This window comes from Roseovarius sp. M141, from assembly GCF_024355225.1.
In the GTDB taxonomy this organism is placed as follows: Bacteria; Pseudomonadota; Alphaproteobacteria; order Rhodobacterales; family Rhodobacteraceae; genus Roseovarius.
The window spans coordinates 1,443,251-1,461,705 of sequence record NZ_VCNH01000008.1 but is presented as its reverse complement, the minus strand read 5'-3'; the positions used below and the strand labels follow the sequence as shown (position 1 = coordinate 1,461,705).

The window sequence follows — 18,455 nt, the reverse complement described above, 5'->3', positions numbered from 1 at the left end:
ACACTCTCCAGAGTCTGATGATTGCAAAGGTCCGTGCGCCTGAGAGTTTCCGGGGCGGTTGCTCCTTCGGCACCGGCAGCTGCCGGTTCTCCCTATCCAATCAATGTAGACGATAGTATGCCGCGCTGACAGCGGCAAGGGAAATTGCACGCCGCGCGGCACCCCTTGAAATCGGGCGCATTCTGCGCGACTCCTTGGGCTGGCCAACAGGAAGGTTTCAGCCCCATGAACGCCCCCGCACATGCCTATTTCTTTGGTTATGGCAGCCTGGTGAACCGCGACACCCACACCTTCAAGGAGGCGCATCCGGCGCGCCTGAACGGCTGGCGGCGTACATGGCGACCCACAAACCTGCGCGAGGTGGCGTTTTTGTCAGTGTCGCGGCAAACGGGCGGCTGGATCGACGGCCTCATCGCCCCGGTTCCTGACGCCGATTGGCACGCGCTGGATATCCGCGAGGGCGCGTACGACCGCGTCCCGGCTGAACATATGGTGGACCATCCCCTGCCCCACCGGCCACAGATCGCCGTCTACTCCGTGCCGGACGACCACCATCATGCGGCCAGTGACGGCCATCATCTGCTGCTCAGCTATATCGATGTGGTCGTGCAGGGATACCTGCGCGAATTCGGCGCGGGCGGGGCACAGCACTTTTTCGACACGACCGATGGGTGGGATGCGCCTGTGCTGGATGATCGCGCCGATCCCCATTACCCGCGCGCCTGCCGCCTGAGCGGCGAGGAGCGCGACACCGTCGATGCCGCGCTCACCCGTCTCGCCGTGAAGATGCGCCGCGCCTAACCGCGCGCGCGGATCACTTGCAGCAGCGGCAGAACCTGCGCCATCTCCGGCCCATGCGCCTGCCCGGTCAGCGCCTTGCGCAGCGGCATGAACAGGGCCTTGCCCTTGCGGCCGGTCTCTTCCTTGACGGCGGTGGTCCACGCGCTCCAGCTGGTCTCGTCCAGCTTGCCCTCGGGCAGCAACGTCATTGCCTCAGCGATGAACTCGGCATCCTCGTCCTCGATCACCGGCTCGGCGCCGTCGCGGAACATGGCCCACCAAGCGTCCAGATCGCCCAAGGTGGTAATGTTGTCGCGCGTCACCGCCCAGAATTGCGGCGCCAGATCGTCCGGCACGCCCAGCGCGGCGATGCGCGGCTTGACCGTGGCGTAATCCAGCCCTTGCAGGTAATGCGCCGTCAGAGGGAACAGGTCCGCCACGTCGAATTTCGTCGGCGCCGCGCCAAAGCGCGAGATGTCGAAGCCCTCGATCAGCGCATCCATGTCGGTGCGCAACTCGACCGGATCGGCAGAGCCGAGACGCGCCATCAGGCTCAGCAGCGCCGCAGGCTCGACACCTTGGGCGCGCAGGTCGCGCAGGGACAGCGTGCCAAGGCGTTTGGACAGCGATTCGCCCTGCGGGCCGGTCAGCAGCGAGTGATGTGCGAATTGCGGGACTGAACCACCCAGCGCTTCGATGATCTGTATCTGGGTGGCGGTGTTGGTCACATGGTCCGACCCGCGCACGACATGGGTCACGCCCATTTCCGTGTCGTCGACAACCGAGGCCAGCGTATAGAGCACCTGCCCGTCCCCCCGGATCAGCACCGGATCGCTGACGGACGCGGCATCGATGATGATATCGCCCAGCACGCCATCGTCCCATTCGATCCGCTGCTGGTCCAGCTTGAACCGCCAGACGCCCGGCCCACGCTCGGCGCGCAGCTTGTCGCGCGCGGCGTCGTCCAAAGCCAGGGCGGCGCGGTCATAGACCGGCGGGCGGCCCATGTTCAGCTGCTTCTTGCGCTTCAGGTCCAGTTCGGTCGGGGTCTCGAATGCTTCGTAGAACCGGCCCATTTCGCGCAGCCTGTCGGCGGCGTCGTGGTAGCGGTCCAGCCGCTCGGACTGGCGCTCGACCCGGTCCCAGTGCAAGCCCAGCCAATCGAGGTCTTCCTTCAGCGCATCGACGTATTCTTCCTTGCTGCGGACAGGATCGGTATCGTCAATACGCAGGATGAACGTGCCACCCGCCTTGCGCGCGATGAGAAAGTTCATCAGCGCGGTGCGCAGGTTTCCGACATGGATATAGCCGGTGGGCGATGGTGCAAAACGGGTGATGGTCATTTGGGCGGCTCCTCGTGTCGCGCCGATGTGTCACAGGGCGCGCGTGTTGTCCAGATTGGGGGGGGGGGTCAGTCCATCCGCCGGACCATCAGCTGATTGCCCTCGCGGCGCGTCTCCAGCACCTTGATCGCGGCGATCAGATCGCTCAGCTTCTTGTGGCCATAGCTGCGGGTGTCAAAATCAGGGTTGGCAGCCGTCATCTGCTGGCCAAGACGGCCCAGCGCGTACCAATCGCTGTCCTGATCGATGCTGTCCATCGCCTTGAACAGCAGATCGCGGGCCTCGGTCAGGTTCTGACCGGTGGGTTTGGAGGGGGTATCCTCGGGGGCGCCTCCGAGGTTTTCCAGATAGATGAACCGCTTGCAGGCCTGACGGAACGCCTCGGGCGTCTTTTTCGCACCGATGCCAAAGACGTCCAGCCCCTGTTCGCGGATGCGGGACGCCAGCCGGGTGAAATCGCTGTCGGACGACACCAGCACGAACCCGTCAAAGCGGCCCGAATGCATCAGGTCCATCGCGTCGATCACCAGCGCGATGTCGCTGGCGTTCTTGCCCACCGTGTTCGCAGGCTGGTGATGCGGGACAAGGCCGAATTCGGCCTGCACCTTGTTCCAGCCGCTCATCTGCTGGGACGAAAAGTCGCCGTAGCAGCGACGCACCGACGCCTCGCCAATGCCGGCGATCTCCTCAAAGATCGCCTTGGTCCATTTGGGCGAGGTATTATCGGCGTCGATAAGGACGGCCAAAAGGGGGGTGCGATCGCGGTCTGCCATTGGGCGGCTCCTTTTTCGCCCTTCATGCCCTATCGCGGCCCGGGGCGAAAGCCGCCCGCGCGTGTTTCAGGCGTGACGCGCAGGAGTATTTTTGGAACGATGAAAGACGAGCGCGGGGCTGGTCTCGGACGGGCGGCGCGATTAGAACGTGGCGCAAAGGCGGATGGCAGGGGCTGGCATGAGCACGAGACGGGCGATACTTCTGGGCGCGGGCGCGACCGCGCTGTTGGCAGGCTGCGGCGGGGCACCGACAGGGCCTGCGGGCGCGAGCGACGTGGCGCGGCTGGAGGCGGCGCTGCTGGCGCTGGGGCCGAATGTGGACCGCGCCGAGGCCGCGCGGGCGGCACAACTGGCCTATTCCGTCGCGGCCGATCTGAAACGGGAATATGAGATCACCGATCCGCCGCTGGTCCATAACGCCAAGGTGAACCTGGGGATCAAGCAGCGCGGCCTGTGCTATCACTGGGCGCGCGACGTTCAGACGCGCATGACGCATGCGCGCTTTGCCACGCTGCAATTCAACCGGCTGGTGGCCAATGCCGAAAATCCGTTTCTTCTGGAACATTCGACCGCCGTTGTGTTTGCGCGCGGCGATTCGTGGAAGAACGGGATTGTACTGGACCCGTGGCGCACCGGTGGAACGCTGCACTGGGACCACGTGAGCGAGGACACCAGATACAACTGGAAGCTGCGCACCGATATACCGATCCGCCCCCGCGGCACAGGCGTTTCCGGCGCGCGCGCCGGTCTGTAGGGGCAGTCCGGGATCAGACTGTCAGCCGACCTGATCCCGAAGCACCGCGCGGCTATGCGCCGCCGATCTTGTCCTGCGTCCGGGTGTCGAAATCCGACGCTGCGTGGCGTTCAAACAGCTGGGTTTCCGGCTCGCCGGACTTGCGATTCACCATGCGGCCACGCTGAACTGCCGGGCGCGCGGCGATCGCCTTGGCCCAGCGCTGTAAGTTCTTGTAGCTGCCAACATCCAGAAACGTGCCCGCATCGCCGTAGGCATCGCCCAGCGCCAGCTGACCATACCACGGCCAGATCGCCATGTCGGCGATGCTGTAGTCCTCGCCCGCGATGTAGGTGCGCTCGGCCAGCGCCCGGTCCAGCACGTCGAGCTGACGTTTGACCTCCATCGCAAAACGGTTGATCGGGTATTCGTAGTTTTCGGGCGCATAGGCGTAGAAATGGCCGAATCCGCCGCCCAGATAGGGCGCGCTGCCCATCTGCCAAAACAGCCAGTTGAGCGTTTCGGTGCGCTGGGGCCCTGACGCGGGCAGGAAGGCGCCGTATTTTTCCGCAAGATGCAGTAGGATCGAGCCGGACTCGAACACGCGCACGGGCGTGTTGCGCGACCGGTCAAGCAGCGCCGGGATCTTGGAATTGGGGTTGATGTCGACAAACCCGCTGCCGAACTGGTCCCCTTCCCCGATGTCGATCAGCCAGGCATCGTATTCGGCATCGTGGCCTGCGGCCAGCAATTCCTCGAACATCACCGTGACCTTCACGCCGTTGGGGGTGGCCAGCGAATAGAGCTGGAAGGGATGCTTGCCCACGGGCAGCTCCTTGTCGTGGGTCGCACCTGCGATGGGGCGGTTGGTACTGGCGAACGTGCCGCCATTCTCGGCGTCCCATGTCCAGACCTCGGGCGGGGTGTAGGCTGTGTCGGCCATTTCGGTGGCTCCTTTTCGGATGTGCGTTGGCGGTGAACCTATGCAGCGCAGCGCAAGGCGCAAGGGGGGAGGAGGCACAGGCACAAGGCGGACGAAAAAGAGCGGCCCCAGCGGGCCGCTCCAGGTTTCGCCTGAAATTCAGGCTGGCTCAGTAAACCACGACGCTGCGGATCGACTCGCCCGCATGCATCATGTCAAAGCCCTTGTTGATCTCGTCCAGCTTCAGGATATGCGTGATCATCGGGTCGATCTCAATCTTGCCGTCCATGTACCAGTCGACGATCTTGGGCACATCGGTGCGCCCGCGTGCGCCGCCAAAGGCCGTGCCCTTCCATGTGCGCCCCGTGACCAGCTGGAACGGGCGCGTCGCGATCTCGGCGCCTGCGGGTGCCACGCCGATGATGACGCTTTCGCCCCAGCCCTTGTGCGATGCCTCCAGCGCGGTGCGCATGACGCCCACGTTACCGGTCGCATCAAATGTATAGTCGCCGCCACCGCGCGTCAGCTCGACCAGATGGCCGACCAGATCGCCCTTGACCTCATTGGGGTTGACGAAATCGGTCATGCCGAAACGCGTGGCCATTTCCACCTTGCCGGGGTCGATATCGACGCCGACGATCTGGTTGGCCCCCGCAAGGCGCAGGCCCTGAATGACGTTCAGGCCGATGCCGCCGAGACCAAAGACGATGGCGCGGCTGCCGATTTCCACCTTGGCGGTGTTGATAACCGCGCCGATGCCGGTGGTCACACCACAGCCGATATAGCAGATCTTGTCAAAGGGGGCGTCCTTGCGCACCTTGGCCAGCGCGATTTCGGGCAGGACGGTGTGATTGGCAAAGGTCGAGCAGCCCATGTAGTGTAGGATCGGCGTGCCATCCAGCATCGAAAACCGGCTGGTCCCGTCGGGCATCACGCCTTTGCCCTGCGTCGTGCGGATCGACTGGCACAGGTTCGTTTTCGGGTTGAGACAATACTCGCATTCGCGACATTCAGGCGTATAGAGTGGGATGACGTGATCGCCCACTTCCAGCGATGTCACGCCCTCGCCCACCTCAATCACGACTCCCGCGCCCTCATGGCCCAGAATGGTCGGGAACGCACCTTCGGGATCGGCACCCGACAGGGTGAACGCGTCTGTGTGGCACAGGCCGGTCGCCTTGATCTCTACCAGAACCTCGCCCTTGCGGGGGCCGTCCAGATTGACCTCCATGATTTCCATCGGCTTGCCGGCCTCGAGGGCCACCGCTGCTGTCGTGCGCATGATAGGATCCTTTATTTTCTTGTCATATGCCGCAGAAGACTTTGGGCGAAATGCAGGGCAGTTTCAACAAGACAAAGGTATGCGGGTTGAAAGCTGCGCATTTTAGGGCATTCTAAGGAGTAAAAAATATGGAGTTTCCAATGTCACGTTTATCCCGCATCGCCTGCCTGATCGTTCCCGCCGCGCTGGCGCTGGCCGCCTGCCAGCCGAGTTCGGCAAAAAATCCCGCCGCGAACCGCGCCGATCGCGACGCCTGCGGCGCGTCCGCCTATTGGGATCGAGTGGGCAAGGACCACACGCAATACGATTTCAGCGCCCCGGACCGCCCTGTGCGCATCCTCGGGCCGAATACACCAATGACGATGGATTACCGGATCGACCGGCTGAACGTCGATACCGACCGGAAGGGCAAGATCACGCGCATCTGGTGCGGCTGAGGCGCCTTGCCGCTCAGCGCGGCACCAGTTGGGTGGGAGTCGGCCCGTCATGCCGCAGGCCGGCCGACTGCTTCGGCGCGCCTTGGGTTTGCCGTAGCAGACAGGCGCCTGCCCGGGGTTCGCCGGCCGGCTGCGGGCCCGCAGCGCACCCTGCCCGCTCTCTGCCTCTTATCGCCGGATGCATAAGAGCTTGATTTCAGGCCGCATCGGCGCAACTCTGGCAGCATGAGTTTTCAATCGCCCTCCCCCGGCTTTGCGCAACCCGCTCAGGTCGCGTTTCACCGCACCGAACTGGGCGTGATCCTGTCGCTATACGGGCGCATGGTGGCGGCGGGCGAATGGCGCGATTATGGCATTTCCAGCCTGCGCGAAGTCGCCATCTTTTCGGTGTTTCGCCGCACCGCCGAATACCCGCTCTACCGGATTGAGAAGCGCCCCAAGCTGCGCGGCAAGCAGGGCCAGTACGCGGTGATCGCCATGAACGGGCAGATCCTGAAGCGCGGCGCCGACCTGCGCCAGGTGCTGCGCGTGCTGGAGCGCAAGCTGATCCGCGCCATCGACTAAGGGCGCCCCGAAGGAGCAATACCATGTCCGCCGAGACCTATCTGCTCTATCTCGCTGCCGTTGGCGTGTTTTTCGCGACGCCCCCCGATACCAGCCAGCTGCTGATCATCTCGAACGCTATTCGCCACGGGCTGCGCCGTAGCCTCTGGACGGTCCTGGGCGACCTCACGGCCAACGCGATCCAGATGACCGCCGCCGCGTTCGGGCTGGCCGCGATCATCGCCACCTCGGCCACGGGTTTTGCACTGATCAAATGGCTTGGCGTCGCCTATCTGGCGTGGATCGGCCTGCAACTGATCCTGTCCAAGCCCGATACAGAGCGCGCGCAACCCACGGCGAACGGCGCCGCGCGCCTGTTTCGACAAGGGTTTTTCACCTCGATGGCAAACCCCTATGCCGTGGTTTTCTTTGGCGCGCTATTCCCGCAATTCATCACCCCCGCCGCGCCGGTCCTGCCGCAACTGGCCATCCTCGGCGTAACCTACATCATGGTCGACGGCGCGATCCTGATCCTCTGGGGCTGGCTGGGCACCCGCGCGGCAGGCGCGCTGCGCGGATCGCGTTTCGGGCTGATGAACAAGATTTGCGGTGGGCTGATGATGGCCGGGGCCGCGCTGCTGGCGATGAAGGACATGCGCCCGCAGAGTTAAGGCACACCGACCGCTGCGCGCGCGATTTTTCGCGAAAAATCTCAGTAGATCTGCCAATAGGCCTGCGCGGGCAATCAGTGCCGCGCAGGCCACGCCGTCTAGACGACGTCCTTGTAGCTGACTTCGGGCGTATCCTTGCCCGACCTCTCGCGCCGCACGATCAGGCGGCTGAGGGCGTGAACATAGGCCTTGGCCGACGCAACGACCGTGTCGGTATCCGCCGACTGGCCGGTCACGATGCGCCCACCCTCTTCCATCTTCACGGTGACGGTGGCCTGCGCGTCCGTGCCTTCGGTCACGGCATGCACCTGATAAAGCTGCAACCGCGCGTCGTGCGGAAAGAGGTTCTTCACCGCGTTGAAACACGCATCGACCGGACCATCGCCTGTCGCCTCGGTGCTGTGCGCCGTGCCGTCGATCTCCAGCGTCAGGGCCGCTGTCTGCGGACCTTCGGTGCCGCAAACCACGCGCAGCGATTTGACGATGATACGATTTTCATCCTCGGCGGCGTCCGTGCTGGCCAGCGCGATGAGGTCTTCGTCATAGATCTCCTTCTTGCGGTCGGCCAGTTCCTTGAACCGCACGAACACATCGTTCAGCTGGTTGTCGGCCAATTCATAACCCAGTTCCTTGAGCTTGGAGCGCAGCGCGGCACGGCCCGAATGTTTGCCCATCACCAGATTCGTCTCGGTCAGGCCCACATCCTCGGGGCGCATGATCTCGAACGTTTCGGCGTTCTTCAGCATGCCGTCCTGATGGATGCCCGATTCGTGGGCAAAGGCATTCTTGCCCACGATCGCCTTGTTGAACTGCACGGCAAAGCCGCTAACCGTGGCAACGCGGCGCGACAGGTTCATGATCTTGGTCGTGTCGATACGGGTGCCGTAGGGCATGATGTCGCCGCGCACCTTCATCGCCATCACCACCTCTTCCAGCGCGGTGTTGCCTGCACGCTCGCCCAGACCATTGATCGTGCATTCGATCTGGCGCGCCCCGCCATCCACCGCAGCGAGGGAGTTGGCCGTCGCCATGCCCAGATCGTTATGACAATGCGTGGCAAAGATGATCTCGTCCGCGCCTGGCACTTCATTGATCAGGCGGCGGATGAGGTCGGCGGATTCCACCGGCGCGGTGTAGCCCACGGTGTCGGGGATGTTGACGGTGGTCGCGCCGGCCTTGATGGCAATCTCGACCGTGCGCGCCAGATAATCCCATTCGGTGCGCGTGGCATCCATTGGCGACCACTGCACGTTATCGCACAGGTTGCGGGCGTGGCTGACCGTCTGGTGAATACGCTCGGCCATCTCGTCCTGCGTCAGGTTGGGAATGGCGCGGTGCAGCGGGGATGTGCCGATAAAGGTGTGGATACGCGGCTGGCGCGCATGTTTCACGGCCTCCCAGCAGCGGTCGATGTCGCGCAGATTCGCGCGGGCCAGCCCGCAGATCACCGCATCCTTGGACCGCTTGGAGATCTCGGTCACGGCGCGAAAATCGCCCTCGGAGGCGATGGGAAATCCCGCCTCGATGATATCGACACCCATTTCGTCCAGCAGCTGCGCAATCTCCAGCTTTTCGGCGTGGGTCATGGTGGCGCCCGGCGACTGTTCGCCGTCGCGCAGCGTGGTGTCAAAGATATAGACGCGGTCTTTGCTAGTGTCGGTCATTGTCACTTATCCGTCTGAAAGTATTGCTGGATCGCGGCCATGCGAAGGCTTGATATCCAATGTCATGGCGTCGTCCTGATGCTGGTTCCGGTGTATTATCCGGCGCGCGATGGCACATCCCCTGAGCGTTCGCGCCGGACCGGCACGCTCAGAGGCGGCTTAGCAGCAGGAGGGCAGCACGCAGCGCACGGGCCGGGCCGTGTACGTCAAAGGCGATATGCTGCGTCATTGTCATGCGCGCCACGTTACGCAAAGTGCGCCGCGATGAAAAGCCGCTTTTTTATCCGCTAGGCGTTGAAGCGGCGGCTGCGCCCCCTACCCTTTGCCACATGACACATAGATCCCTCATCATCGGCGCCTCGGGCGGTATCGGCAGTGCGATAGCCGCGAAACTACAGCAAGACGGCAGCGAGGTGACGGCGCTTTCGCGCAGCGTAGATGGTCTGGACATCACCAACGAGGCCAGCGTCAAAAATGCGCTGGACCGGCTGGAGGGCGAGTTTCAGCTGATTTTCGTCGCCACCGGCACGCTTGAGCTGAACGGCACCGGTCCCGAGAAGGCGCTGAGGGATCTGGGCGCACAGGCCATGGCAAACCAGTTCGCCATCAATTGCATCGGTCCCTCACTGGTGATGAAACACGCGCTGCGCCGCCTGCCGCGCAAAGGCCCCAGCTGTTTTGCAGCCCTGTCCGCGCGGGTCGGATCCATCGGCGATAACAGGGCGGGCGGCTGGTATTCCTACCGCACCGCCAAGGCCGCGCTGAACCAGATGATCCATTCCGCCGCGATCGAGCTGAAGCGCACCCACCGCGAGGCGATCTGCGTGGCACTGCATCCCGGCACCGTCGCAACCGATTTGACTGCGAAATTTGCAGGTAACCACCCGACGGTGGCACCTGATGAAGCTGCGCAAAACCTTTTGTCGGTGCTGGATGGGCTGAAACCCAATGACAGCGGCCAGTTCTTCGACTGGCAGGGGAAGCGCGTGGAGTGGTGACACCGCGCCGGGCGCGGGTTCTGGCGACCAACTGAGCCACGCTTCAGCGCGCCAGCCAGTCGGCGGCCGCCCGCCCGGCATGCAGGCCGGTGGCAAGGCAGGCGGTGATCAGGTAGCCGCCGGTCGGGGCCTCCCAATCCAGCATTTCACCGGCGGCGAACGTGCCGGGGCGGTCCGTCAGCATCAGCTGCGCATCCAACGCATCAAGGCGCAGACCGCCTGCGGTCGAGATCGCCTGATCCATCGGCAACGGGCCTTGATGCGATATGGGCAGCGCCTTGATCAGCGGCGCCAGATCATCCGGCAGGGGGCGCGCGAATTCCATCAGCAGGGCCTGTTTTTCCGGCGCCCATTTCAGCGATTTGCGCAGGTGGTTCGCCAGACTTGCCTTGCCGCGCGGCCGGGTCAGCCGCGCGGCAACGGCCTCCAGCGTCAGATCCGGCATCAGGTCCAGCAGCAGCGGCGCGCCCTGACGCATGGCGCGCGACACCTCGTAGATGCCGCCCCCCTCGATCCCGGCGCGCGAAATCACAATTTCCCCGCGCGAGGTCTGTTCCCCGGCGCGCAGCGCGATCCCCTTGACTGGTGCGCCCAAGTGCCGCTGCATATGCGGCGACCAGTCCACCGCGAAACCGACATTCGCAGGCTGGAACGGCGCCACCCGCCCCGGCAGATGCGCCGCCCACGCGCCATCGGACCCCAGCCGCGCCCATGATGCGCCCCCGCAGGCCAGCACGGTGGCGCGCGGCGCAAGGCGGCGCAGGCCCTGCGGCGTATCCATCAAAACGCTGCCATCCTCCCAACCCTGCCAGCGCCAGCGCCGCTCGATGCGCACGCCCAGACCCTCCAGCCGCGCCAGCCAGGCGCGCAGCAACGGCGAGGCTTTCATTGCCACCGGAAAGACGCGGCCCGTCGACCCGGTAAACAGCGGCTGGCCCAGCCCGGTCGCCCAGCCTTGCACCACCTCGGGCCCAAAGGCCCGCAGGATCGGAAATAGCGGTTCCGCCCCCGCGCCATAGGCCGCCAGAAAGGCATCCATCCCCTCTGCCTTGGTCAGGTTCAGCCCGGATTTTCCCGCCATCAGGAACTTGCGCGCTGGCGACGGTTTGGCTTCGGCAACAGTCACGGCGTGGCCCGCCATGGCCAGTGCTTCGGCAGCCATCAACCCTGCGGGGCCGGCGCCGATCACCAATGCGCCTTGGTCATGTTCGCTTAGAAGGTTTTCCATGCCGCGCCTACGCGCTGCGAACAGTGTCGATCATCAATTGCACGTTGTCCGGGTCCGCGTCAGGCGTGATGCCGTGCCCAAGGTTAAAGATGTGCGGGCCGCCGCGCAGCGCGCGCACGATACGGCGTGTTTCGGTCACCAGCGCCTCGCCGCCCGTCACCATGTGAGGCGACGCCAGATTGCCCTGCACGCAACCATCGGGCTGGACATGCTGCGCAACCCACTCGGCGGTGACGGAATTGTCCACGGCAACGCAATCAGCGCCGGTCGCCTTGGCGAAACCGATGTAATTGTCCCCCGCCTGACGGGGAAACGCGATGATGGGCGTATCCGGGTGCCGCTTTTTCAGCGCGGCGATGATCTGCCGTGTTGGCTCCAGCGCGTAGCGCTGGAAATCCGGGCCTTGCAGCGACCCGGCCCAGCTGTCGAACAGCTTGATCACTTCGGCGCCCGCCTCGATCTGAGCGGACAGATATTCGATCGTCGCCTCGGTCAGTCGCGCGATCAGCGCGTCGAAAACGGCAGGGTGCGTGCCTTTCAGCGCGTGCGCCGGGCCTTGATCCGGCGTGCCGCGCCCGGCGATCATGTAGGTGGCGACCGTCCATGGTGACCCGGCAAAACCGATCAGCGTGGTTTCCTTGGGCAGTTCCTGCCGCAGGTTGCGCACGGTCTGATAGATCGGGGACAGCGTCTCGTGAATATCCTCGACGCCGCGCAGTTTGGCAAAATCCGCTTCGCCGCTGATGGTGGACAGGCGCGGCCCCTCCCCCGTAACGAACCATAGATCCGCGCCCAGCGCCTGCGGCACCAGAAGGATGTCGGCAAAGAGGATCGCGGCATCGAAACCAAAGCGGCGGATGGGTTGAAGCGTGACCTCGGTCGCCAGCTCGGGATTGTAGCACAGCGACAGGAAATCGCCGGCCTTGGCCCGCGTCGCCTTGTATTCCGGCAGGTAGCGGCCGGCCTGACGCATCATCCAGATAGGGGGCGTCGGCAATGCCTCGCCCGCCAGAGCGCGCAGGATTGTCTTGTCGGATGTCTGAGTGGCCATGATGCGTCCTTTCGTTTGCAGCGGTGGTCGCGCCCGCCGCGCAGGAAGTCAAGCGCGGGCTCTCTTGCCCTGCCGCCTCGTCACAACTAAACCACCGGCATGACATTGCAATTGCCCACCCCCATGGCCCCGTTGAAACTGGGCACGCGCGGATCGCCCCTGGCCCTTGCCCAGGCGAACGAGACGCGCGCGCGCCTTGCTGCTGCGTTCGACCTGCCCTTTGAGGCGTTCCAGATCGTCGTGATCAAGACCACCGGCGACCGGATCATCGACCGCCCCCTGAAGGAGATCGGCGGCAAGGGCCTGTTCACCCGCGAGATCGAGGACGCGCTGCTGTCGGGCGGGATCGACATCGCCGTTCATTCGATGAAGGACATGCCGACGCTCCAGCCCGCCGGTCTGCTGCTGGACACCTACCTGCCGCGCGAGGATGTGCGCGACGGGTTCGTGTCGCCCCATTATGCGCAGCTGGCGGACCTGCCCGAGGGGGCGAAGGTCGGCACCTCCTCCTTGCGCCGTCGGGCGCAGGTTCTGGTCGCCTATCCGCATCTGGAGGTGGTCGAATTTCGCGGCAACGTGCAGACACGGTTGAAAAAGCTGGACGATGGCGTCGCCGCATGCACCTTCCTCGCCATGGCGGGGTTGAACCGGCTGGACCGCGCCGATGTGGCACAAAGCGCGCTGGACCCGTCCGAAATGCTGCCCGCCATCGCGCAGGGCGCCATCGGGATCGAGCGGCGCGAGGGTGACAGCCGCGCCGCCGAAATGCTGAGCGCGATCCATCACGCCGAGACAGGCCAAAGGCTGGCGGCCGAGCGGGCATTTCTGGCTGCACTCGATGGGTCGTGCGAGACGCCGATTGCGGGGCTGGCCGAACTGGACGGCACCACGCTGCATCTGCGCGGCGAGGTGCTGCGGCCAGATGGGTCGCACACCATCAAGGATGCGCGCAGCGCGCCCATCGCGGACGGTGCGAACCTGGGCCGCGCCATGGCGCGCGACATGCTGCAAGAGGCCGGGCCGGGGTTCTTCGACTGGCGGTAGCAGGGCGTCCCGCCTTCAGACGACGATCATGTACATCTTGCGCAGCTTTTCGGTGATCTCCCACACCACATACTGGCCCTTGGCGATGTAAAATGTGTCGCCGGGGCCAAAGCTTTCGCTGCGCCCGTCCTTGTGGGTCAGCGTCACCGCGCCTGCGGCGACCGTCATCATCTCATGCACCGGCCACGAGTCGACCACCTCGCGGCAGGGGTCGCAGTCCCATGTGCCGACGGAAATGCCTTCGTCATCCCTCTCAAAGTGTGCGTGATTACCCTCGCCTGTGGCGGCGGTGGTGAAGGCATCCCTGCCGGTCAGGGCTGACGGCGCCATCACCGGGTTCGGGTCCATGCGGAAATCCGGATAGCTCATGTATCCTGGTCCTTTGGCGTCATATTCGCATCCTCCGCCCAGTCCCAAGGGCGGGTAAACTGGCCCAGCGCAGTGGCGACGCGGTCATCCCCGACCTTGCCCCGGGGATCGATCAGCGCAACGAGGCCGCGTTTCTTATCGTCCACCACCTTGGACACGCGCGCGTCCACGCCCGCCGCTTCAAGCGCGGCGTCATAGATTCGGGCGATGGCGCGCTTGCGCAGATCGGGTTTGAACACCTTGCCGACGGCGGTTTTGGGCAACTCGTCCAGCACCTCGATATATTTCGGCACGGCGGCGCGCTCGCGCACGCGCTGGCGGCAGTGCTCCAGCAGCGCATCTGCCGTGACCTCAGCCCCCGCGACCAATTCGACATAGGCGCAAGGCAGCTCGCCCGCATGGGCATCGGGCTGGCCGATGGCACCGGCAACGGCGACGGCAGGGTGCGCCATCAGCGCCTCTTCGATATCGGCGGGGTCGATATTGTGGCCGCCGCGAATGATCAGATCCTTGGCGCGGCCCGTGATCCACAGATAGCCGTCCGGGTCGATCCGGCCCAGATCGCCGGTGCGCAGGTGATCGCCGTAGAACAGATCGCGGTTGCGCGCGGGGTCGGTATAGGTGTTGCCGAGGTAGACGCCGGGATTGCTGATGCAGATCTCGCCCACCTCGTCGGGGGCGCATTCGGCCGGGCCATCCTCGGTGCTGCGCAGGATTTTCACATCCGTATACGGCAGCGGAACCCCGACCGAGCCGACCTTCTTGGCGCCCGCAGGCGGGTTGCAGGACACCAGACAGGTGGCTTCGGTCAGGCCGTATCCCTCGATCACGGACATGCCGGTGGCGGATTCGAACCGCTTGAACAGTTCCAGCGGCATTGGGGCGCTGCCGGAAAAGGCATTTTTCACGCGGCTGATATCGGCATCGACCTTGCGCTGCATCAGCGCAGCAACCGCGGTGGGTACGGTGATGACAAAGGTCACGCCCCAGCGTTCGCACAGCTTCCAGAAATTGGCGATGACACCGTCGCCGCGATAGCCCGCAGGCGTCGGCAGGATGACATGCGCGCCGGATTTCAGCGCAGACATCAGCACCACATGGCAGGCGAAAACGTGAAACAGCGGCAGCGGACACATCAGCACGTCGGTCTCATCGAACAGCAGACGGTCGCCCAGCCAGCCGTTATAGACCATGCCCGCATAGCGGTGTTGCGCCATTTTGGGCATGCCGGTGGTGCCGCCGGTATGGAAATAGGCGGCGACGCGGTCGCGCCCGCCGTCGTCGAATGTCAGCGTATCGGGCTGGCGGGCCACCTCGCGCCGGTAGCACAGCACGTCGGCGCGGTGAACGCCGGTATCCTTGGGGCGCAGGAACGGCACGATCCAGCTTTTGGGCGGGCGCAGGTAGCGGTTCAGATCGATCTCCAGCACGGTGCGCACTTTTGGCGCGTGGCGCACGGCTTCGGCCGTCTTGGCGGCGATGTCGGTCTTGGGGAAGGCCTTCAATGTGACGACAACCCGCGCGCCCGTCTCGCGCAACAAGGCGGCGATCTGTTCGGGCTCCAGCAGCGGATTGATCGGGGCGACGATGCCCGCGATCATCGCGCCCAGCGTGACGCTGGCCGTCTCCAGGCAATTGGGCAGCACCAGCGCAACCGCGTCCTGCTCGCTAATCCGCAGGCTGCGAAAGAGGTTTGCCGCCCGGCACACATCGGCGTGAAACTGTTCCCATGTCAGGGTCTGTGCCGGGTCGCGTGCGCCGGAGGTCAGCTGATAGCTGATCGCCGGCCGCGTTGGATGCGCGCGGGCGGTGGCGCGCAGCATGGCATAGACCGTTTCGGGACGCTCGCGCGCCTGCCACGGCATTTCGTTCTGAATGTCCAGCACATCCTGCCGTACCGCAAATGTCATGGGATCGTCCTCTGCCTCGTCCACCCTTGCCCACGCCGGGCGCAGCGTGGCCTTTCGCCGCACAGAATGAGCGTGATCGGCAAGCGACGCAAGGTAAAGCAGGGCGCGCGCGGGATCATGAGAAAAGTTGCTTGACTAGTTTTATCAGAAAAGGGAGACATACCTAATAGATTTTGTCGGATACTGTTAGGATCCCTTTATGCTACGCACCCTCACCGCACGCCTCGTCGCAGCGACCAGCCTGATCGCCCTCTCAAGCGCGGCCATGGCCGCCGAGGTAAACGTCTATTCCTCGCGCCATTATGACAGCGACGATGCCCTCTATGAGGCGTTCACCAAGGACACCGGCATCACCGTCAACCGCATCGAGGGCAAGGCCGACGAATTGATCGCCCGGCTGGAAGCCGAGGGCGAAAACAGCCCGGCGGACGTGTTCATCACCGTCGATGCCGGCCGTATGGCCCGTGCCGAAGAGGCCGGCGTGCTTCAGCCCTACAAGGGCGACGTGATCGATGACGCCGTGCCGGTGCACCTGCGCCACCCGGACGATCTGTGGTTCGGCGTCAGCCAGCGCGCGCGCATCATCTTCTACGCCAAGGACCGCGTCGATAACCCGCCGCGCACCTACGAGGCGCTGGCAGATCCCGAATACAAGGGTCAGATCTGCATCCGGTCCTCCTCCAACGTCTATAACCAGTCGCTGCTGGCCTCCATCATCGAGGCAGATGGCCCCGGGGCCGCCAAGACATGGGCGCAGGGCGTCGTCGACAACATGGCGCGCGCGCCGCAGGGCGGCGACACCGACCAGCTGCGCGGCATCGTGTCGGGCGAATGCGATATCGCCGTCGCCAACCATTATTATTTCCTGCGCGGTTATGATTCGGACGTTGAAGGCCTTAGCAAGGACATCGACGGCATCGGCTGGGTCTGGCCCAACCAAAGCGGACGCGGCGCGCACCTGAATCTGACTGCCGCCGCGATGGCCAAATCGGCCCCGCATCCCGAAGAGGCGCAGGCGCTGCTGGATTTCCTGACAGGCGAGTATGCACAGCAGCACTTCGCCAACCAGAACAACGAATATCCCGCCGTGCCGGGTGTCGGCCTGGACGAAGATACAGCACGGCTGGGCTTCTTCATACCTGACACAGCAACGCCGACCGCTGCCTTCTCGGCCAATGCCAAAGAGGCGCAAGAGATCTTCAACGCGGTCAACTGGCAGTAAGCCCAGCTTGCATCGGTAGAGTTCACAAGCAGGCCTTCGGGCCTGCTTTTTCCTGGGCGCTGCGCTCAGCCCCTCAAGACAGCTCCGGGATTCATGATGCCCTTCGGGTCCAGCGCCGCCTTGATCGCCCGCATCGCCGCCAGCTTGGCCGGGTCGCCATAGCGTTCCAGATCACCGACTTTCAGCCGCCCTATCCCATGCTCGGCACTGATCGAGCCGCCCATCGCGTGCACCAGATCGTGCACCGCCCGCTTGATCGCGTCGCGCTGGTCCTCGTGATCGGACCGCGTGCGGCCGGGTACGGGGAAAACATTGTAATGCAGGTTGCCATCGCCCAGATGCCCGAAACAATTGATCCGGAAATCATCCATCGCACCGATCACCTCGGCACCTTTTCCGATGAACTCGGCCACTGCGCCCAGTGGCAACGACACGTCATGCGAGCTGACGGCGCCAATATGCCGGTTCGCCTCCGGCACCGATTCGCGCACATTCCAGAACTCGGTGCGCTGCCCCTCTGACTGCGCGATCAAGCCGTCGTTGACCAACCCTGCTTCAACGGCGTCACCAAACAACGCCTCCAGCGCGGTCGCCGGGTCCAGCCCGCGGGCAAGGCCGACATCGATCAGCACAAACCATTCAGGACGGTCCGCAAAAGGCAGCCGCACCTGCGGCATCGTCTCGGCCAGAAAATCCAGACATTGGCGGTGCATCAGCTCGAACGCGCTGACGCCTTCGCCCATGTGGTCGCGCGCCAGCGCCAGCAGCTTCAGCGCGGCGGCAGGGCTTTCCACCACCATCAGCGCGGTCCCCTCGCCCGCCGGGCGCGGCGCCAGCTTCAGCGTGGCGGCGGTGATCAGGCCCAGCGTCCCTTCCGAGCCGATCAGTAGGTTGCGCAGATCATATCCGGTGTTGTCCTTGCGCAGCCGTTTCAGCCCGTTCCAGATGCTGCCGTCCGGCATCACCACCTCAAGCCCCAGACACAGATCGCGCGCATTTCCGTAGCGCAGCACATTGACGCCGCCCGCATTGGTCGCCAGCAACCCGCCGATGCGCGCACTGCCCTTGGCCGCGATGCTGAGCGGGAAAAGCCGATCCGCGCGGTGGGCAGCGTCATGCACATCCGACAGGATCGCGCCGGCCTCGACCACCATCACGTTCTCATCTGGATAGATCGCACGTATCTGTGTCATCCGCTCCAGAGAGATCAGCAGCGGCGCGGGACCGCCATCGGCCACCTGCCCGCCGACCAGCCCGGTGCCACCGCCATAAGGCACCACCGGCACGCCTGCATTTGCAGCAAGGCGCAGCGCTGTCGCCGCCTCCTCTACCGATTCAGGGGCGACGACGGCGCAGGCGTGGCCCGTCCAACGGCCGCGCGGCTCTTCCAGATAGTGGGGCGCGATATCGCGCAGCGCGGCGGGGGGCAGCGCGGTTTTCAGGTCATTGAGAAAGACGGTATTCGGCGCATCATGTGTCATGGCG

The 18,455-nt window shown here is 64.5% G+C and carries 18 protein-coding genes and 1 riboswitch; of the genes, 8 read left to right on the top strand and 10 right to left on the bottom strand.

Annotation, left to right across the window (positions count from 1 at the left end; translation table 11 throughout):
- Nucleotides 1-17 precede the first annotated feature (17 nt).
- A riboswitch (glycine riboswitch) is annotated at nucleotides 18-104 on the bottom strand.
- A gap of 121 nt (nucleotides 105-225) precedes the next feature.
- Nucleotides 226-801, top strand: a complete 576-nt coding sequence (locus FGD77_RS11160; RefSeq protein ID WP_255009580.1) for a gamma-glutamylcyclotransferase family protein — start codon at nucleotides 226-228, stop codon at nucleotides 799-801.
- On the opposite strand, the gene gltX is transcribed toward FGD77_RS11160, so the two are convergent.
- A complete protein-coding gene (gene gltX, locus FGD77_RS11155) occupies nucleotides 798-2,123 on the bottom strand; it encodes a glutamate--tRNA ligase (protein WP_255009579.1) in 1,326 nt (441 codons plus the stop codon). The two genes, FGD77_RS11160 and gltX, sit on opposite strands and share 4 nt — an antisense overlap.
- A gap of 68 nt (nucleotides 2,124-2,191) precedes the next feature.
- Nucleotides 2,192-2,896, bottom strand: a complete 705-nt coding sequence (locus FGD77_RS11150) for an NYN domain-containing protein (protein ID WP_255009578.1) — start codon at nucleotides 2,894-2,896, stop codon at nucleotides 2,192-2,194.
- A gap of 178 nt (nucleotides 2,897-3,074) precedes the next feature.
- Between FGD77_RS11150 and FGD77_RS11145 the strand changes: the two genes are divergently transcribed.
- Nucleotides 3,075-3,650 (top strand): hypothetical protein, encoded by a 576-nt coding sequence (locus tag FGD77_RS11145; RefSeq protein WP_255009576.1) that lies wholly within the window; start codon nucleotides 3,075-3,077, stop codon nucleotides 3,648-3,650.
- 52 nt (nucleotides 3,651-3,702) lie between these two features.
- On the opposite strand, the gene yghU is transcribed toward FGD77_RS11145, so the two are convergent.
- Entirely contained in the window at nucleotides 3,703-4,572 is an 870-nt protein-coding gene (gene yghU / locus FGD77_RS11140) for a glutathione-dependent disulfide-bond oxidoreductase (protein ID WP_255009574.1), read from the bottom strand.
- Between the two features lie 148 nt (nucleotides 4,573-4,720).
- Nucleotides 4,721-5,833 carry an S-(hydroxymethyl)glutathione dehydrogenase/class III alcohol dehydrogenase gene (locus FGD77_RS11135; protein ID WP_255009572.1) on the bottom strand — a complete coding sequence of 371 codons (1,113 nt, stop codon included), beginning with the start codon at nucleotides 5,831-5,833 and terminating at the stop codon, nucleotides 4,721-4,723.
- A 140-nt stretch (nucleotides 5,834-5,973) separates the two neighbouring features.
- Between FGD77_RS11135 and FGD77_RS11130 the strand changes: the two genes are divergently transcribed.
- The 3 genes from FGD77_RS11130 to FGD77_RS11120 all read left to right on the top strand — a co-directional run bounded on the left by FGD77_RS11130 (nucleotide 5,974) and on the right by FGD77_RS11120 (nucleotide 7,484).
- A complete protein-coding gene (locus tag FGD77_RS11130; protein WP_255009570.1) occupies nucleotides 5,974-6,270 on the top strand; it encodes an I78 family peptidase inhibitor in 297 nt (98 codons plus the stop codon).
- A gap of 225 nt (nucleotides 6,271-6,495) precedes the next feature.
- Nucleotides 6,496-6,834 (top strand): DUF2794 domain-containing protein, encoded by a 339-nt coding sequence (locus FGD77_RS11125; RefSeq protein ID WP_255009568.1) that lies wholly within the window; start codon nucleotides 6,496-6,498, stop codon nucleotides 6,832-6,834.
- Nucleotides 6,835-6,857: 23 nt separating this feature from the next.
- Nucleotides 6,858-7,484: a LysE family translocator gene (locus tag FGD77_RS11120; RefSeq protein ID WP_255009566.1), complete on the top strand. Its 627-nt coding sequence runs from the start codon at nucleotides 6,858-6,860 to the stop codon at nucleotides 7,482-7,484.
- 98 nt (nucleotides 7,485-7,582) lie between these two features.
- Here the strand turns inward: FGD77_RS11120 and FGD77_RS11115 are convergent, their stop codons facing one another.
- Nucleotides 7,583-9,148, bottom strand: a complete 1,566-nt coding sequence (locus FGD77_RS11115) for a 2-isopropylmalate synthase (protein WP_255009564.1) — start codon at nucleotides 9,146-9,148, stop codon at nucleotides 7,583-7,585.
- A gap of 329 nt (nucleotides 9,149-9,477) precedes the next feature.
- Between FGD77_RS11115 and FGD77_RS11110 the strand changes: the two genes are divergently transcribed.
- Nucleotides 9,478-10,146 carry an SDR family NAD(P)-dependent oxidoreductase gene (locus tag FGD77_RS11110; RefSeq protein WP_255009562.1) on the top strand — a complete coding sequence of 223 codons (669 nt, stop codon included), beginning with the start codon at nucleotides 9,478-9,480 and terminating at the stop codon, nucleotides 10,144-10,146.
- A gap of 43 nt (nucleotides 10,147-10,189) precedes the next feature.
- Here FGD77_RS11110 and FGD77_RS11105 read toward each other — a convergent pair whose 3' ends face one another.
- Nucleotides 10,190-11,374, bottom strand: a complete 1,185-nt coding sequence (locus FGD77_RS11105; protein ID WP_255009560.1) for a TIGR03862 family flavoprotein — start codon at nucleotides 11,372-11,374, stop codon at nucleotides 10,190-10,192.
- Between the two features lie 7 nt (nucleotides 11,375-11,381).
- Nucleotides 11,382-12,425: a uroporphyrinogen decarboxylase gene (hemE, locus tag FGD77_RS11100; protein WP_255009558.1), complete on the bottom strand. Its 1,044-nt coding sequence runs from the start codon at nucleotides 12,423-12,425 to the stop codon at nucleotides 11,382-11,384.
- Nucleotides 12,426-12,524: 99 nt separating this feature from the next.
- Here hemE and hemC point away from each other — a divergent pair, with 99 nt between their 5' ends.
- A complete protein-coding gene (hemC, locus tag FGD77_RS11095; protein WP_255009556.1) occupies nucleotides 12,525-13,469 on the top strand; it encodes a hydroxymethylbilane synthase in 945 nt (314 codons plus the stop codon).
- Nucleotides 13,470-13,484: 15 nt separating this feature from the next.
- Here the strand turns inward: hemC and FGD77_RS11090 are convergent, their stop codons facing one another.
- Entirely contained in the window at nucleotides 13,485-13,838 is a 354-nt protein-coding gene (locus FGD77_RS11090; protein WP_255009554.1) for a cupin domain-containing protein, read from the bottom strand.
- Entirely contained in the window at nucleotides 13,835-15,748 is a 1,914-nt protein-coding gene (locus FGD77_RS11085) for an acyl-CoA synthetase (RefSeq protein ID WP_255009552.1), read from the bottom strand. Before FGD77_RS11085 ends, FGD77_RS11090 begins: the two co-directional genes overlap by 4 nt.
- 199 nt (nucleotides 15,749-15,947) lie before the next feature.
- Between FGD77_RS11085 and FGD77_RS11080 the strand changes: the two genes are divergently transcribed.
- The gene (locus FGD77_RS11080; RefSeq protein WP_255009551.1) at nucleotides 15,948-16,970 is read left to right on the top strand and encodes an extracellular solute-binding protein; all 1,023 of its coding nucleotides are present in this window, start codon (nucleotides 15,948-15,950) and stop codon (nucleotides 16,968-16,970) included.
- A gap of 65 nt (nucleotides 16,971-17,035) precedes the next feature.
- Here the strand turns inward: FGD77_RS11080 and FGD77_RS11075 are convergent, their stop codons facing one another.
- Complete coding sequence (locus FGD77_RS11075; protein WP_255009550.1) at nucleotides 17,036-18,451, bottom strand: FAD-binding oxidoreductase; 1,416 nt, start codon at nucleotides 18,449-18,451, stop codon at nucleotides 17,036-17,038.
- Nucleotides 18,452-18,455: the final 4 nt, after the last annotated feature.